The following is a 16,269-nucleotide window of genomic DNA, read 5'->3' as shown; positions in this document are numbered from 1 at the left end:
GGTCACTGGTCTGGCTCCGGGAAGGGTTGGCATCCCGATACTGTTGATGCTGCTGTAGCCCTCAACCATCAGGAGTCACGGTGCCCACATTGCCGCCGTTGGTACGTCCCGCCGCGGAACTGACCCGCGAAGAAGTCGCCCGGTACAGCCGGCATCTGATCATTCCCGACCTGGGTGTGGACGGGCAGAAACGCCTCAAGAACGCCAAGGTGCTCGTCATCGGCGCCGGCGGGCTGGGATCCCCGACGCTGCTGTACCTGGCCGCTGCGGGTGTCGGCACCATCGGCATCGTCGAGTTCGATGTGGTCGACGAGTCCAACCTGCAGCGCCAGATCATCCACGGCCAGTCCGATATCGGCAGGTCCAAGGCACAGAGCGCGCGCGATTCGGTGTTGGAGATCAACCCGCTGGTCGAGGTGCGGCTGCATGAGTTGCGTCTGGATCCGGAAAATGCGGTCGAGCTCTTTGCGCAGTACGACCTGATCCTGGACGGTACCGACAACTTCGCGACGCGTTACCTGGTCAACGATGCCGCGGTGCTTGCGCACAAGCCCTATGTGTGGGGCTCCATCTACCGCTTCGAGGGGCAGGTCTCGGTCTTTTGGGAGGACGCCCCGGACGGGCTCGGCCTGAACTACCGCGATCTGTACCCCGAGCCGCCGCCGCCGGGCATGGTGCCCTCCTGCGCCGAGGGTGGGGTTCTGGGCATCCTGTGCGCCTCCATCGCCTCGGTGATGGGTACCGAGGCGATCAAGCTGATCACCGGCATCGGTGACTCGCTGCTGGGCCGCCTCATGGTGTACGACGCACTCGACATGACCTACCGCACCATAAAGATCCGCAAGGATCCGGCCACGCCCAAGATCACCGAGCTCATCGACTATGAGGCATTCTGCGGTGTGATCAGCGACGAGGCCTCGGCCGCTGTCGCCGATTCCACCATCACGCCGCGTGAGCTGCGTGAGCTGCTCGACACCGACAAGAAGGTGGCACTGATCGACGTACGTGAGCCGGTCGAATGGGACATCGTCCACATCGACGGTGCCGAGCTGGTGCCCAAGTCGACCCTTGAGTCCGGAGACGGCCTGGCCAAGCTGCCACAGGACCGGCAGGCGGTGCTGTATTGCAAGACGGGTATTCGGTCGGCAGAGGCGCTCGTGGCCGTGAAAAAGGCGGGCTTCTCGGATGCGGTGCATCTGCAGGGCGGTATCGCCGCCTGGGCCAAGCAGGTGGACCCCGACATGGTCATGTACTGACCGACTGGGCACCAGCAACAGCCACACGTTACGGACGTGCCACCTGTGACTGCCGACACGAACGGCGAGCGAACACAACCCAGTTCATTGCAGGCGGTAACGTATCCCGCGTGACTGTGGACCGCCCACCCGAGCACGTGCTCGCGACATACGGGCTCAGCGGCGTCAAACCAGTCCAGCTCGGCCCGACATGGGAGGGCGGCTGGCGGTGCGGTGAAGTGGTGTTGTCCCTGGTAGCTGACCATGCGCGTGCCGCGTGGTCGGCCAAGGTGCGCGACACTCTGTTCGTCGACGGGGTGCGGCTGGCGCGGCCGGTTCGCTCCACCGACGGGCGCTATGTCGTATCGGGTTGGCGTGCGGACACATTCGTCGCGGGTGCGCCTGAGCCTCGACATGACGAGGTCGTATCACTGTCGGTGCGTCTCCATGAGGCGACGTCAAAGCTGGAACGTCCCCGATTCCTCACCCAGCCTCCGGTCGCGCCGTGGGCGGATGTCGACGTCTTCATCGCCGCCGATCGGGCGGCATGGGAGGACCGGCCGCTGCAGTCCTGGCCCTCGGCGGCGCGGGTATCGCCCGGCTCGCCCGACGGTCAGCGATCGATCGATCTGATCAACCAGCTGGCAAGCTTGCGTCGACCGACCAAGAGCCCGCCGCAATTGGTGCACGGAGATCTCTACGGCACTGTGCTTTTCGCAGGTGCCGCGGCACCCGGCATCACCGACATCACCCCCTACTGGCGTCCCGCCTCCTGGGCGGCCGGTGTGGCCGTGGTGGACGCGCTGTCGTGGGGCGACGCCGACGACGGTCTGATCGAGCGGTGGGCGACACTGCCGGAGTGGCCCCAGATGCTGTTGCGGGCGTTGATCTTCCGACTGGCGGTGCACGCCTTGCATCCGCGTTCCTCGGCTCAGTCCTTCCCGGGATTGGCGCGGACAGCGGCACTCGTGCGACTGACGCTGTAACGCGCATCACTCCATGTCGTGGATGTGACGTGATCGGATTGCTCACCGCCACCTGACAGACTGAGTGAGCGAGATGTGATGGCTCGGTCATCGGCAGCAGCGCCCCTGCAACAAGCTTTTCCTACCGTGCTTGTATGGCGAACAACACGGCAACAGCCCCAATTGCACGGCGCGGACGCTGGATTGAGAACTGGGATCCCGAGGACGTCGTCGCGTGGGACAACGGTGGCGCGAAAATCGCGCGCCGCAACCTGATCTGGTCCGTGGTGGCCGAACACGTCGGATTCTCGGTGTGGTCCATCTGGTCGGTGATGGTGCTGTTCATGCCGCAGAACGTCTACCACATCGATGCCGCCGGGAAGTTCTTCCTGGTGGCCATGCCGACTCTGGTGGGTGCGGTGCTGCGCTTGCCCTATACCTTCGCCACCGCATGGTTCGGCGGCCGTAACTGGACCGTTTTCAGCGCCCTGGTGCTGGCGGTGCCGACCGCGTTGACCCTGTATTTCATGGCTCATCCGGAAACCTCGTACACCACGTTCATGATCGTGGCCGCAGTCGCCGGATTCGGCGGTGGAAACTTCGCCTCCTCGATGACGAACATCAATGCCTTTTACCCACAACGGTTCAAGGGCTGGGCGCTGGGTCTCAATGCGGGCGGCGGGAACATCGGCGTGCCGGTCATTCAGGTGATCGGCCTGTTGGTCATTGCCACCGTCGGGAACCGGTCGCCACACTGGGTAGCCGCCATCTACCTCGTGCTGATCGCCTTCGCGGCGGTGGGGGCGGCGCTGTTCATGGACAACCTGGCCGACCAGAAGACCGACGGTCGCTCTCTGATCGATGTCATGAAGTACCGGGACTCGTGGATCATCGCCTTCCTCTACATCGGCACCTTCGGTTCCTTCATCGGATTCAGCTTCGCGTTCGGTCAGGTGCTGCAGCTGAACTTCCTTGCCGGGCTGGCGCACAGTGGCGTGACGCCTGCGCAGGCCGCGGCGCAGGCATCGCTGCACGCCGCTCAGATCGCGTTCATCGGCCCCTTGCTGGGCTCACTAGCCCGTCCGTTCGGTGGTTGGCTGTCGGACCGCACCGGTGGCGGCAAGATCTCGTTGTACGCGTTCATTGCCATGATCTTCGGCGCGGGCATTCTGGTGGCCGCGGGAACGATCAGCGACCGCGGCGCTGGTGCGCCGTCCGGAAGCATCATGACGGCCTACGTCATCGGATTCATCATCTTGTTTGTGGTTTCCGGAATAGGCAATGGCTCGGTGTACAAGATGATTCCGTCGGTCTTTGCGGCTAAGGCGCGTAGTGCAGGACTCGACGAGACATGGTCGCGCACCATGTCGGGCGCATTGATCGGGGTGGCGGGAGCGATCGGCGCCCTCGGTGGTGTCGCCATCAACCTGGTACTTCGCGCCTCGTATCTCAGCGCGGCCAAGTCGGCGACCATGGCGTTCTGGGTGTTTCTCGTCTTCTATGTCATCTGCGCGGCGGTCACCTGGTACGCGTACGTGCGGCGGCCCATGACCGTATCGGTTCCGGCGATCTCCAGCTCCAAAAACGAAGTGGCGGTGTGAAACCCATGAACAAGAAAGTCGTCGTCATCGGCCATGGAATGGTCGGTCACCGATTTGTCCAGGTGCTGCGTGAGCGCGATGCCACCGATCAGTGGCAGGTGACGGTTCTGGGTGAGGAAGCCGATGCCGCCTATGACCGGGTGGCGTTGTCCTCGTACATCGACAGCTGGGACCGGGATACGCTGGCGCTCACCGGAAACGACTACGCGGAAGACCCGATGGTGACACTTCACCTCGGCGACCCGGTGGTGGGCATCGACCGGACCAATCAGACGGTCAGCACTGCGGCGGGCACCGTGCTGGACTATGACGCGCTTGTGATGGCCACCGGGTCTTACCCGTTCGTGCCGCCGGTGCCCGGTGGGGACGCTGAGGGCTGCTTTGTGTACCGCACCATGGATGACCTCGATGCCATCAAGGCCACCGCGGACAAGTCGCCCGGCTCAGCTGGTGTTGTGATCGGTGGCGGGCTACTGGGGCTGGAGGCCGCCAATGCGCTGCGGCTCATGGGATTGGCCCCGCACGTGGTGGAGCTCAATCCCCGCCTCATGCACCTGCAGGTCGACGAGGGCGGCGGGGCCCTGCTGACCCGGCTGGTGACCGACCTGGGGTTGACCGTGCACACCAGCGTGTCCACACAGGCCATCGAGAAGGCGGCCGATGGCACACTGTCGGTGCAGCTGTCGGACGGGTCGACGATCGATGCCTCGGTGCTAGTGTTCTCGGCCGGTATCCGGCCACGCGATGAGCTGGCCCGCGAGTGTGGACTGGAGCTGGCCGAGCGCGGCGGCATATTCACCGACCTGGGCTGTCAGACAAGTGATCTGCACATCTACGCGATCGGTGAGGTCGCCGCGATAGAAGGCCGCTGCTACGGTCTGGTCGCGCCCGGGTACACCACGGCGGAAATCGTCGCGGACCGGCTACTGGGCGGCAGTGCTCAGTTCCCCGGGGCCGACCTGTCCACCAAACTCAAACTGCTGGGGGTCGACGTCGCCAGCTTTGGAGACGCGCACGCCACCGCCGATGGTGCGCTCGAGGTCGTTTTCAATGACGCCACCAAGGGCACCTACGCCAAGCTCGTGGTTTCCGACGATGCGCGAACTCTGTTGGGCGGCATCCTCGTCGGTGACGCTAGTGCCTACGGGACCCTGCGGCCCATGCTCGGCAGGGAGCTGCCCGCGGATCCGGCCTCGCTCATCGCCCCATCGGGTGCGGAGATCGGCGTGGGCGCGCTGCCCGACGATGCGCAGATCTGCTCGTGCAACGCCGTGACCAAGGGGGCGATATGCGCAGCCATCTGTGAGGGCGCCACCGATGTGCCCGCTCTGAAGTCGGCAACCTGTGCCGGAACCTCTTGCGGTAGCTGCATTCCCATGCTCAAGCAGATTCTTGCGGCCCAGGGCGTCGAGCAGTCCAAGGCGCTGTGTGAGCACTTCGAGCAGTCGCGCGCCGAGCTGTTCCAGGTGGTGCAGGCGACCGGAATCCGGACCTTCTCCGAGCTCATTGCCAAGCACGGCAAGGGCACTGGTTGCGATATCTGCAAGCCCACCGTGGCGTCCATCCTGGCCTCGACGTCCAGCGATCACATCCTGGAAGGCGAGCAGGCCGGGCTGCAGGACACCAACGATCACTTCCTGGCCAACATGCAGAAGAACGGCACCTACTCGGTAGTGCCGCGGCTGCCCGGCGGTGAGGTCACTCCGGAGAAGCTCATCGTCATCGGCGAGATCGCCCGGGATTTCGGTTTGTACACCAAGATCACCGGTGGTCAGCGCATCGATCTGTTCGGTGCTCGCGTCGAGCAGCTCCCGCTGATCTGGAAGCGGCTCATCGATGCCGGCATGGAATCGGGGCACGCCTACGGCAAGTCGTTGCGCACGGTGAAGAGCTGTGTCGGGTCCACCTGGTGCCGATACGGGGTTCAGGACTCGGTCGCAATGGCCGTTGAGCTTGAATTGCGTTATCGCGGACTGCGTTCGCCGCACAAGCTCAAGATGGGCGTATCCGGGTGTGCTCGGGAATGTGCCGAGGCGCGTGGCAAGGACGTCGGCGTCATCGCCACCGAGAATGGCTGGAATCTCTACGTGGGCGGTAATGGCGGCGCGACGCCGGCACATGCCAAATTGCTTGCCGGCGACCTGGACTCGGAGACGCTGATCAGGTACATCGATAGGTACCTGATGTTCTACATCCGCACCGCGGACAGGCTGCAGCGCACCGCGCCCTGGCAGGAGGCCATCGAGGGCGGCCTGGATCACATCCGGGCGGTCGTGTGCGAGGACTCGCTGGGCATCGCCGACGAGCTGGAAGCGGCGATGGCTCGTCACGTGCAGGGCTACCAGGACGAATGGGCAGCGGTCCTGGCCGACCCGGACAAGCTGCGACGGTTTGTTTCCTTCGTCAACGCGCCCGATCAGCCCGATTCGACCATCGCATTCGACGAAAGTGGCCCGCGCAAGGTGCCGGTGCTGCTGGGTACGCCCGGTTTCCGGGCCGCCGCCGAGGCCGCAACATAACGCATCGGCCCCGGTAATACCGGGGTAACACAACGTCGGTACACATGACATATCGCGTGAAAACGCAGGAAACAACGAGAAGAAAGGCCGGAGATGACAATCCTGGACGCTCGCCCTCGACTGAGGCGGTACCAGTACGTGTGGTCAACGGTCTGTGCGGTGGATTCGCTTACCCCGGGCCGGGGTGCTGCGGTGCTCCTGGCCGACGACGTACAGGCCGCCTTGTTCCTCATGCCCAGCGGGGAGTTGTACGCGGTCGGTAACATCGATCCATTCGGCCAGGCCGCCGTGATGTCACGCGGTTTGACCGGTGACCGTGGCGGGGAGCCCACTGTGGCATCGCCGCTGCTCAAGCAGGTCTTCTCGCTAATTGACGGGCGTTGTCTCGATGATGCGTCGCGCCGGTTGCCAGTCTTCGAGGTGCGGGTGATCAATGGAAACGTCGAAATCGGAATGCTCAGGAGCCGACACCGGAACGCGGTTGCCGCGTAACGAGCCAGAACGTCGGCTCGACGGGTTCACGATCGGTGTCACCGCCGCGCGCCGTTCGGAGGAACTGATCGCGCTGTTGGAGCGTCGCGGGGCCGCTGTTGTGCATGCCGCGGCCATCAGGATCATCCCGCTGGCCGACGATGCCGAACTTCGGGACGCGACCGAACTCGTCATCGCCAACCCGCCGGATCTGACCGTGGCCACCACCGGCATCGGTTTCCGCGGCTGGATCGAGGCTGCCGATGAGTGGGGTGTGGCCGACGGTCTCAAGTCGGCGCTGGAGTCCGGGCGTTTGGTCGCTCGTGGACCCAAGGCCACCGGAGCGATCCGTCAGGCGGGGTTGCGTGAAGAATGGTCGCCCGCATCGGAATCGTCGGCAGAGGTATTGGATCGCCTGCTCGAAGAAGGTGTCGAGGGCCGGCGTATCGCCGTGCAACTACACGGCGCCGCCACCGAATGGGAGCCCATCGCTGACCTATGCGAGGCGCTGACCATCGCTGGCGCGCAAGTGATCCGGGTGCCGGTGTACCGTTGGGAGCCTCCGGAGGACCAGCGGCCGATGGACCGCTTGATCTCCATGGCGATCAACGCCGAGCTGGACGGGATCAGTTTTACCAGTGCGCCCGCGGTGGCCTCGATGTTGGGGCGTGCCAAGGCGACCGGCCGTTTGGATGAGCTGCTGGCCGCGTTGCGGGCCCGGGTGGCGCCGTTGTGTGTTGGGCCGGTGACCGCGGCTCCGCTGGAGGTACTCGGTGTGCCCACCACGCAGCCCGAGCGGGCGCGGCTGGGTGCATTGGCCAGACACATTGCCGATGAACTGACCAGGCGGGCGCCACGGTTCCACGCCGGCGGGCATATCGTCAGCGTGCGCAGCTGCGGGATCGCGGTTGATGGTGAAACTCGCCAGATCTCGCCGGCGGGAATGGCGTTGATGAAGCGTCTGATGGTGCGCCCCGGTCAGGTGGTGTCCCGTGAGGATCTGCTGGCCGCACTGCCGGGTGGCGGTGACGACACCCATGCCGTCGAGACGGCGATGACTCGGTTGCGTGCGGCACTCGGCGCGCCGAAAGTTATTCAGACAGTGGTCAAGCGGGGTTACCGGTTGGCGATCGATCCGACCACGATTGGGGAATGTCATGGCTGAGTTCGTATTGGTGGCCCATGGCACCCGTTCGGCAGCCGGTGTGGAGAACATCGCGGCGCTCGCCGAGGCGGTGTCGCGGCGCGTCGGTTCGGTGCGCACCGCTTTCGTGGATGTTCTGGGACCTACCCCGTCGGAAGTGTTATCCACCATTGACGGACCCGCGGTGTTACTTCCGGCCTTCTTGGCGTCGGGATACCATGTGCACCACGACATTCCGGAGCACGTAGCGCTCAGCGGGCATCCGCAGGTCGCTATCACGCAAACGCTGGGGCCCGATCCTGTACTGGCCTCGGTGCTGGCGGGGCGGTTGCGTGCGGCCGGATGGCGCCGTGGTGATGCGGTTGTGCTCGCGGCGGCGGGATCCTCTGACGCGCGTGCCCGCCATGAGGTTCACACCGCGGCGAGCCTGCTCGCTCGGCATACCGGCCCCGTGCGGGTGGGGTACATCGCTACCGGGGAACCGCGGGTGGCCGACGTGGTCAGAGAGGCGCGTGCGACGGGCCGACGGGTCTTCATCGCGTCGTATCTGTTGGCACAAGGTCTTTTTCAGCAACGTCTCGCGGAGTGCGGTGCCGACGGCGTCGCGCAACCGCTTGGGGTACACCCGCAGATCGTGGATCTGCTGGTGCAGCGCTTTGCCTCGGTCACGGCGGCATCGGGTGAGCTAGAAGCCGTGGCGGACGTCGCGTAGCGCGATTCGCCCGTCCACGGCGAGCACGCCCTCGGCCCTGAGCAATTCGAGCTGACGGGTCCGGATATGCGGCGCGGGGCGGCCGCTCGCGCCGATGACGCGATGCCAGGGCAGGTCCGCGGAGTCGGTGCGCATGATCCAGCCCACGATTCGCGCGCTGGCAAGTCCTGCCGCATCGGCGATATCTCCGTATGTGGCTACTCGCCCGGCCGGTATGGATGCGACCAGCGAGCGCACCAGCTCGACTTGTTCCTCGGTGACTGCGGCCATGTTTACTCCAGGTGCGACCGTATCGCGGCGGCGGTTTCGGCGGGCCGGGATTGTGACACCATGTGGTCGCAGTCGATGTCGATCAGCTCGAATTGGCTGCCGAGCGTGGCCTGGAGTGCGTCCAGAAGCTTGGGTAGCACGTAGGGCGGTGAGGTGCGGGTCGCGAGTAACAACGTGGTACGAATGACGTTGACAGGTAGGACAATATCGCGAGCAAGTTCACTCCATGCGGTGACCGCCGCGGGTAGGTTCATCCGCCAGCCGCACCGGCCGTTGGATAACTGGATCAGGTGCTCGTCCAGTTCGGCTTCGATGACATGGTCTGGTACGTCTGACCATGCCCCGGCTACTTTGTCCGATTTCGCTTCGGCCCGATCGGTGTAGTCCGGATAGGTCACCATCTGGTCGGCGATCTGACGCATCCAGTCCCCGTCCAATCCAATTGCCGGGTCCAGCAGGACGAGCGACTTCACCAGGTCTGGTCTGCGCGCCGCGAGGTGCAGTGCGATGGCACCACCAAACGAGTGCCCCACCACCACGATCGGTCCGGTCTCGGCCGTGTCCAGCTCGGCAGCTACCGCATCGGCGTGTGCCTCCAACGACCAGGGTGCGGTCGCGGGGGAGCGCCCGTGTCCTAGCAGGTCGGGCGCCAGCACCGGCACATCGGCGAGGTACTCGTCGAACAGCGGCGCCCAGCGTCTGCCGTGTCCGGTCAGTCCATGCAACGCGAGCAGGCGTGCGGGTTCCACTGGGCCGTATCGATGGATGTTCAGCGTCGGTGTCACTCGCCGAATCCTGCCATCATTCGCCCACCGCCTCATGACGGGTTCCCAGGTCAGATCTACTTGTCGGACCCTCGTGCTGTGATCTGCACATGTCGGCACCGCCCCCCTCGAGCAGATACTGGGACGGTGCTGCCGCATGCCTGCTGGATCCCGACCGCACGGGCCGGTTCGTGGTCGTCGGTGGCAGCGGCACCGGAAAGACAAGCCTGCTGGTCGATATCGTGGCGGCCCACACCGCAGCTGGCGTGAACCCGGCCTCAGTTCTCGTGCTCACCGGTTCCAACAGGGCCAGCGCCGAGCTGCGAAACCGGATCTCGGCGGCGGTGTTCGAGCGCTGCGCCGGTGTCGCTATCCGCGAGCCCATGGTCCGCACCGTGCATTCGTATGCCTTCGCTGTTCTTGCCGCCCACGCGGCGTGTCAAGGGAATCCGCCGCCGCGACTCATCACCGCGGCCGAGCAGGACAGCATTGTGCGGGAATTGTTGTGCGGCAACGCGGAAGACAACAGCGGATCGTGGCCCGCGTCACTGCGGCCGGCCTTGGCCACGGCGGGCTTCGCCACCGGTGTGCGCGATCTCATGGCTCGATGCACCGAGCGCGGGGTGGACGCGCGCGAGCTACGTGCGATCGGGCGGCGGCACAACCGCCCGGAGTGGATCGCGGTCGCTGGTCTTGCGCGGGAGTACGAGGAAGTCATGCTGCTACGGTCCGCGGTGGGCATGGCGGCACCGCAGGCCACAGTGCCCGCACTGGGCGCCGCGGAGCTGGTTGGATCGGCGCTGGAGACCTTTGCCGTGGAGCCGGGAATGCTAGCCGCGGAGCGTGATCGCATCGAACTGCTCCTCGTGGACGATGCTCAGCATCTTGATCCGCAGGCGGCGCTGCTGGTCCGGCTGCTCGCGGAAAGGGCCGGTTTCTGTGTCATCGCGGGTGACCCCAACCAGACCGTATTCGGATTTCGCGGTGCCGATACGCAACTGCTGCAGGTCAGTGCGGACAGCAGGACCACCATGATCGAACTCGATGGTTCGCATCGCTGCGCGGCACCAATCGCCGAACTGGCGAACTCGGTGGCTCGGCGGCTGCCCGGGAGTTCGCCGGCTCGGGTAATCCACGGGGTCGAGAACGGGCCGGCCGCCGTTCGTCTTGCCGCCGTACCCACCGAGACGGCGGAGGCGTCGCTGGTCGTGGACCTACTGCGGCGCTCTCATTTGATAGACGGCGTGCCATGGTCGCGCATGGCGGTCATCGTACGTTCGGTGCCGCGCAGCGGAGCGGCCCTGTGCCGGGCCCTGCAATCGGCTGGTGTTCCCGTGCATGCGGAGTCATACGATGGCCCCGTCGCCTCGGTTCCCGCTGTGCACGCCTTACTGCTGGCAGTGTCGGCCGCTCAGGGCGGTGTGACACATGAGGACGCGGTGACACTGGCGACGGGTCCGCTCGGGCGGGTGGATCCGGTGGCGCTCAGGCGGTTACGACGACAATTGCTGCGCGCTGAGGAAGCCGCGGGCGGCGAAAGGGGCAGTGCGGAGCTGCTGCGTGCGGTCCTGGTCGAGGCCGATGAGACGCATCTCGCGGCGCTTACCGACATCCAGGCCGCGCCCCTGCGGCGGGTGCGGGCGGTGATCGGGGCCGCCCGCGAGGCCACCGCATCCGGTGCGAGCGTTCTTGACGTGCTGTGGGCCGCGTGGACGCGGTCCGGCTTGCAGCGGCGCTGGGATGGTTTGTCGCAACGCGGCGGCCCATTGGGTGCGCAGGCTGACCGCGATCTGGACGCCGTATCGTCGTTATTCGACCTCGCCTCGGAGCATGTGGCACGCACACCCGGCATCGGCGTCACGGGCCTGATCGACCACATTCGGTCATTGGCGTTGGTCGGCCAGCGCACGACGCGACTCGAACCCGATGCCGTCGCCATCGTCAGTGCGCACGCCGCGGTGGGGCGTGAATGGGATGTGGTAGCGATTCCTGGTGTACAGGAAGGCTTGTGGCCCAATACCGCGGTGCGGGGCGGCGTGCTGCGCACCCAGGAACTGATGGATGTGTTGGCCGGTATCGAGCACGCCGCCCATGTCGACGGGTCTGCGGTGGCACTTGCCGAGGAACGTCGGCTATTGCTGTTGGCCGTGGGTAGGGCGGCACGCCGCGTGCTGATTACCGCAGTCGAGAACGAAAACGCAGACATGGGCGGTGGGCCCGCGATGGCATCGCGTTTTCTCACCGAACTCATGGCCGCACACCCGGAATGGGTGATATCTGAATATCGCCCGGGTGCGGCGCAGTCACGAGTGTTGACCGCCGCGAACCTTGTCGGTGAACTGCGTGCAGTCGTCACGGCACCGGTCGAAGCCGTGACTGATGCTCGTCGCCGCGCCGCCGCCCGGCAACTGGCCCGGCTCGCGGCTGCCGGAGTGCCCGGCGCCGACCCGGAATCCTGGTATGGCCTCGGCGATGTCAGCGATGAGCGCCCGTTGTGGCTGGCCGAAGATGGTCCGGTCCGAGTGTCGCCGTCCAACGTAGAGACCCTGATGGCCTGCCCGCTGCGCTGGATGCTGGAGCGGCATGGCGGCACCGACCTCACCGATCCGCGTCGGGCACTGGGCACTTTGGTCCATGAGCTGGTCGGCGTCCACGCTGAGGATTCTGACGCGATGTGCCGGGCGCTCGACAAGGCCTGGGAATCAATGCCATTCGAGTCGCAGTGGTACGCACGCAACGAGCTGCGACGCCATCACGAGCTGTTGGAAGCGTTCACCACGTGGCGTGCGTCAACGCGTGGTGAGCTCACCGAGGTCGGTCGCGAGATCGGTGTCGATGGAGTTCTTTCCCGCGCTGGTCAACCGCAGGTGCGCCTGGTCGGCCGCATCGACCGCCTGGAACGTGACGCCGAGGGTCGTCCGGTTGTCATCGACATCAAGACCGGGAAAAGCCCTGCCACCAAAGACGATGCGCAACAACACGCTCAGCTTGCCGCGTATCAGGTCGCGGCCGCCGAGGGGCTCATCGAGGGGGAACCGGCGGGTGCGCCCGGTGGTGGCCGCTTGGTCTACATCGCCAAGCCCAATCTCGATGACGGCGCGACGCAACGTCATCAGGATCCGCTGACCCCGGCGGCCCAGGATGCCTGGCGCGAGAGCATCCACAACGCGGCGGCGAGCACACAAGGGCCGATATTCGTCGCGCGGGTCAACGATGGCTGCGGGCATTGTCCCTTGCGGACGTGCTGCCCGGCCCAGACCGATGGACAGGCAGTGTGTCAGTCGTGAATGCATACTCGCCCGCCGAGCTATCGAGGGTTTTGGGGCTTTTCGAACCCACCGATGAGCAGGCGGCCGTTATCGGGGCACCTCCCGGCCCGATGGTGGTGATCGCCGGCGCCGGTGCGGGTAAGACCGAGACGATGGCCGCTCGGGTGGTGTGGCTGGTGGCGAATGGCTATGCCACCCCCGGTCAGGTGCTCGGGTTGACGTTCACCCGCAAGGCCGCGGCCCAGTTGCTGCGCCGTGTCAGATCTCGGCTCGCCCGGCTGGCGGGAAGCGGGATCCTGGCTCCCGTCGCCGCCGACGAGCCCGATCCCGTCATTGCCACCTATCACGCCTATGCCGGAACGTTGTTGCGCGAGCACGGGCTGCTGCTGCCCATGGAACCCAATGCGCGTCTGCTGACCGAAACACAGTTATGGCAGCTGGCCTTCCGGTTGGTCTGTGATTTCGATGGAGACCTGGACACCGAGAAGACGCCCGGCGCTGTCACCGCTCAGGTGCTGGCGCTGGCGGGGCAGCTTTCCGAGCATCTGGTGAACACCACCGATCTGTTGTCATCGCACGATGAGCTCGAGCGGCTGATCCTCACGCTGCCTCCCGGCCCGCGCCAGCGTGAGGGTGGGCCGAGCGCCTGGCTGCTGCGATTGATCGAAACACAGCGTGAGCGAACGCAGCTGATGGCGATCGTGGAGCAGCTGATTGCGCTGATGCGTACCCGCGGTGTTCTCGATTTCGGTGCACAGATGGCGTTGTCGGCGCGGTTGGCCGCCGATCATCCCATCGTCGGACAGACTCAGCGAGAGCGCTACCGAGTGGTGCTGTTGGACGAATACCAGGACACGGGGCATGCCCAACGCATCTTGTTGTCGTCCTTGTTCGGTCGGGGCGTTGACCCGGACCTGGCGTTGACCGCCGTGGGCGATCCCATCCAGTCGATCTATGGCTGGCGGGGTGCGTCGGCGACCAATCTGCCCCGATTCACCACCGACTTTCCGCTTCCGGATGGATCACCGGCGCCGACCAGGGAACTGCGTACCAGCTGGCGCAACCCACCCGAGGCCCTGCACCTGGCCAACTCGGTCTCGGAGGAGGCGCGTCGGCGTTCGGTGGCCGTCCGGCCGCTGCTGCCCCGGCCGGACGCCGCCTCCGGGCGTATCGCGTGCGCATTGTTGGGCGACATCGCTGCCGAGCGAGAATGGGTCGCAACGCAACTGGCCGCGGTATATGAGCAGGCACATCGCGAGGGGAACCGCCCTCCGTCGTCGGCGGTGCTGGTCAGGCGAAACAGTGACGCCGCGCCCATGGCCGAGGCTCTTGCCGCCCAAGGTGTTCCGGCCGAGGTGGTCGGACTTACCGGTCTGCTCGGACTTCCGGAGGTCGCCGACACCGTGGCTATGCTGCGTCTTGTCGCCGACCCGACCGCTGGCCCCGCCGCCCTGCGCGTGCTGACCGGACCCCGGTGGCGTCTTGGCGCCCACGATCTGGTGGTGCTGTGGCGGCGGGCGACGGGATTCGGTCGCGGCGGCGCGCCGGCGGTCGGCCCAGACGTGGGAGAGGAAGCCGATATTCCGTGTCTGGCCGATGCCATCAGCGATCCCGGTACGCCCGATGAATACTCGCCGGAGGGCTGGAAGCGCTTGACCGCACTGCGACGGGAACTGTCGGCGTTGCGCGCGCGACTCGGGATGCCGCTCACCGACCTGATCGCCGAGGTGCAGCGAGTGCTCGCCTTGGACGTCGAGCTTGTCGCAGGGCGACGCGGTGAGGGCCTGGATCAGCTGCGCGCTTTCACCGACGTTGCGGCGGGATTCGCCGAGTCCGCCGACCAGAGCGATCCGGTCGGGGTGGTCTCCGCGTTCCTGCAATACCTGGACGCTGCGTGGGAGATCGAAAAAGGCCTCGCGCCTGTGGAAGTGGCCGCAAGCCCGGGCCGGGTGCAGATTCTGACCGTGCATTCGGCCAAGGGGCTGGAATGGGATGTGGTGGCCGTCCCGCATCTGAGCGCCGGGGTGTTCCCGTCCGGAGTGGCCGCACCGACCTGGCTGACCAGCGCCACGGAACTGCCCCCGCTGGTCCGCGGTGATCGCGCCAGCCAGGGAGATCAATTCGGGGTGCCCCAGCTGGACACCGAGGGCATCACCAATCGCAAACAGCTCGCCGACGCCATCGCCCGGCATAAGGACAGCCTGGCCACGCGCCGGATCGACGAGGAGCGGCGGCTGTTGTACGTGGCGGTTACCCGTTGCGCTGAGCAGCTTTTCGTCTCGGGGCACCATTGGGGTCAGACCGGGCTCAAACCGAAGGGGCCGTCGGACTTTCTGGTCGAACTACGCGATGTCATTGAGTCCGCTGCCGCCGAAGGCGTTCCGTGCGGAACCGTCGAACGGTGGGCCCCCGAGCCGCCAGCGGGCGAGCGCAATCCCATGCTCGATCAGACCGTCGAAGCACAGTGGCCCGCTGACCCGCTCGCGGGCAGACGCGATGACATTGAGGCCGGCGCCCGGCTGGTGCGCGCAGCGCTCGCCGACGGGGCGGCCCTGACCATGGAGGACGATGACGATACCGACGGCTGGGAGGCCGATGTCGACGCGCTGCTACGGGAACGCGAGCAGGGCCATCGCCGCCCGGAAATGACCCTTCCTCAGCACCTTTCGGTGACCAGTTTGGTGGAGCTGCGGCAGGATCCGCAGGCCCTGGCCCGCAGGCTGGCTCGCCCGCGCCCCACCCGTCCGGACCTGGACGCTCGTCGGGGCACCGCGTTCCACTCCTGGGTGCAGCGTCACTACGGGTCGGTGCGGCTCATCGATTTCGAAGACTTGCCTGGCGACGGCTACGGAAGTTTCGAGGACGCCGAGGACCTGGCGGCGCTGCAGTCGGCGTTCCTGGAGTCCGAATGGGCCGACCGAACCCCGGTAGAGGTTGAGGTGCCGTTCGAGATTTCGGTGGCGGGGATCGTCGTGCGTGGTCGCATCGACGCCGTGTTCGGACCCGACAGCGCCGAGGACACGTGGACGGTCGTGGACTGGAAGACGGGTCACGAGCCGGCGGGTGATGAGATGAAGGCCGCCGCGCTGCAGCTGGCCGTGTACCGGCGCGCGTGGGCGTCGTTACGGGAAATCGATCCCGCGCGGGTGCGTGCCGTGTTCCATTACGTGCGCTCGGGTCGTACGGTGGCGCCCACAGAGCTGCCCGATTTGCCGCACGCGGAGGAGCTCGCGGAGCTGACCCGGGATTGATATTCGCTCGGACTTCCCGGCTATCTCGCTGGCCAACGCGAAGCCCGGCCGCCCTATGAGTAGATTGA

Annotated in this window: 11 protein-coding genes; 9 read left to right on the top strand and 2 right to left on the bottom strand. The window is 66.0% G+C overall.

Going from position 1 to position 16,269, the window contains the following annotated elements; translation table 11 throughout:
* Positions 1 to 89 precede the first annotated feature (89 nt).
* The 7 genes from moeZ to MAB_RS17860 all read left to right on the top strand — a co-directional run bounded on the left by moeZ (position 90) and on the right by MAB_RS17860 (position 8,647).
* Positions 90 to 1,256 (top strand): adenylyltransferase/sulfurtransferase MoeZ, encoded by a 1,167-nt coding sequence (gene moeZ, locus MAB_RS17890; protein ID WP_005111867.1) that lies wholly within the window; start codon positions 90 to 92, stop codon positions 1,254 to 1,256.
* Positions 1,257 to 1,366: 110 nt separating this feature from the next.
* Complete coding sequence (locus MAB_RS17885) at positions 1,367 to 2,221, top strand: TIGR02569 family protein (protein ID WP_005056363.1); 855 nt, start codon at positions 1,367 to 1,369, stop codon at positions 2,219 to 2,221.
* Between the two features lie 134 nt (positions 2,222 to 2,355).
* Complete coding sequence (locus MAB_RS17880; RefSeq protein ID WP_005077324.1) at positions 2,356 to 3,801, top strand: nitrate/nitrite transporter; 1,446 nt, start codon at positions 2,356 to 2,358, stop codon at positions 3,799 to 3,801.
* A 5-nt stretch (positions 3,802 to 3,806) separates the two neighbouring features.
* Positions 3,807 to 6,320, top strand: a complete 2,514-nt coding sequence (gene nirB, locus MAB_RS17875) for a nitrite reductase large subunit NirB (RefSeq protein ID WP_005111865.1) — start codon at positions 3,807 to 3,809, stop codon at positions 6,318 to 6,320.
* A 138-nt stretch (positions 6,321 to 6,458) separates the two neighbouring features.
* Positions 6,459 to 6,812: a nitrite reductase small subunit NirD gene (gene nirD / locus MAB_RS17870; RefSeq protein WP_005100148.1), complete on the top strand. Its 354-nt coding sequence runs from the start codon at positions 6,459 to 6,461 to the stop codon at positions 6,810 to 6,812.
* Positions 6,802 to 7,956: a uroporphyrinogen-III synthase gene (locus MAB_RS17865; protein WP_005080996.1), complete on the top strand. Its 1,155-nt coding sequence runs from the start codon at positions 6,802 to 6,804 to the stop codon at positions 7,954 to 7,956. The genes nirD and MAB_RS17865 overlap by 11 nt, the downstream gene beginning before the upstream one ends.
* A complete protein-coding gene (locus tag MAB_RS17860; RefSeq protein WP_005080998.1) occupies positions 7,949 to 8,647 on the top strand; it encodes a sirohydrochlorin chelatase in 699 nt (232 codons plus the stop codon). Before MAB_RS17865 ends, MAB_RS17860 begins: the two co-directional genes overlap by 8 nt.
* Here MAB_RS17860 and MAB_RS17855 read toward each other — a convergent pair.
* Positions 8,621 to 8,917: an MGMT family protein gene (locus MAB_RS17855; RefSeq protein ID WP_005090551.1), complete on the bottom strand. Its 297-nt coding sequence runs from the start codon at positions 8,915 to 8,917 to the stop codon at positions 8,621 to 8,623. The two genes, MAB_RS17860 and MAB_RS17855, sit on opposite strands and share 27 nt — an antisense overlap.
* Positions 8,918 to 8,919: 2 nt before the next feature.
* Positions 8,920 to 9,702: an alpha/beta fold hydrolase gene (locus tag MAB_RS17850; protein ID WP_005111862.1), complete on the bottom strand. Its 783-nt coding sequence runs from the start codon at positions 9,700 to 9,702 to the stop codon at positions 8,920 to 8,922.
* A gap of 89 nt (positions 9,703 to 9,791) precedes the next feature.
* Between MAB_RS17850 and MAB_RS17845 the strand changes: the two genes are divergently transcribed.
* Together MAB_RS17845 and MAB_RS17840 are read left to right on the top strand one after the other, a co-directional pair.
* A complete protein-coding gene (locus MAB_RS17845) occupies positions 9,792 to 12,968 on the top strand; it encodes an ATP-dependent helicase (RefSeq protein WP_005111860.1) in 3,177 nt (1,058 codons plus the stop codon).
* On the top strand, positions 12,965 to 16,201 hold the full coding sequence (locus MAB_RS17840) for an ATP-dependent helicase (protein WP_005111858.1): 3,237 nt from the start codon (positions 12,965 to 12,967) through the stop codon (positions 16,199 to 16,201). Before MAB_RS17845 ends, MAB_RS17840 begins: the two co-directional genes overlap by 4 nt.
* The last annotated feature ends 68 nt before the right edge of the window (positions 16,202 to 16,269 follow it).

It is taken from the genome of Mycobacteroides abscessus ATCC 19977 (assembly GCF_000069185.1).
Taxonomy (GTDB): Bacteria; Actinomycetota; Actinomycetes; order Mycobacteriales; family Mycobacteriaceae; genus Mycobacterium; species Mycobacterium abscessus.
This window is presented reverse-complemented; position numbering and strand designations above follow the sequence as displayed.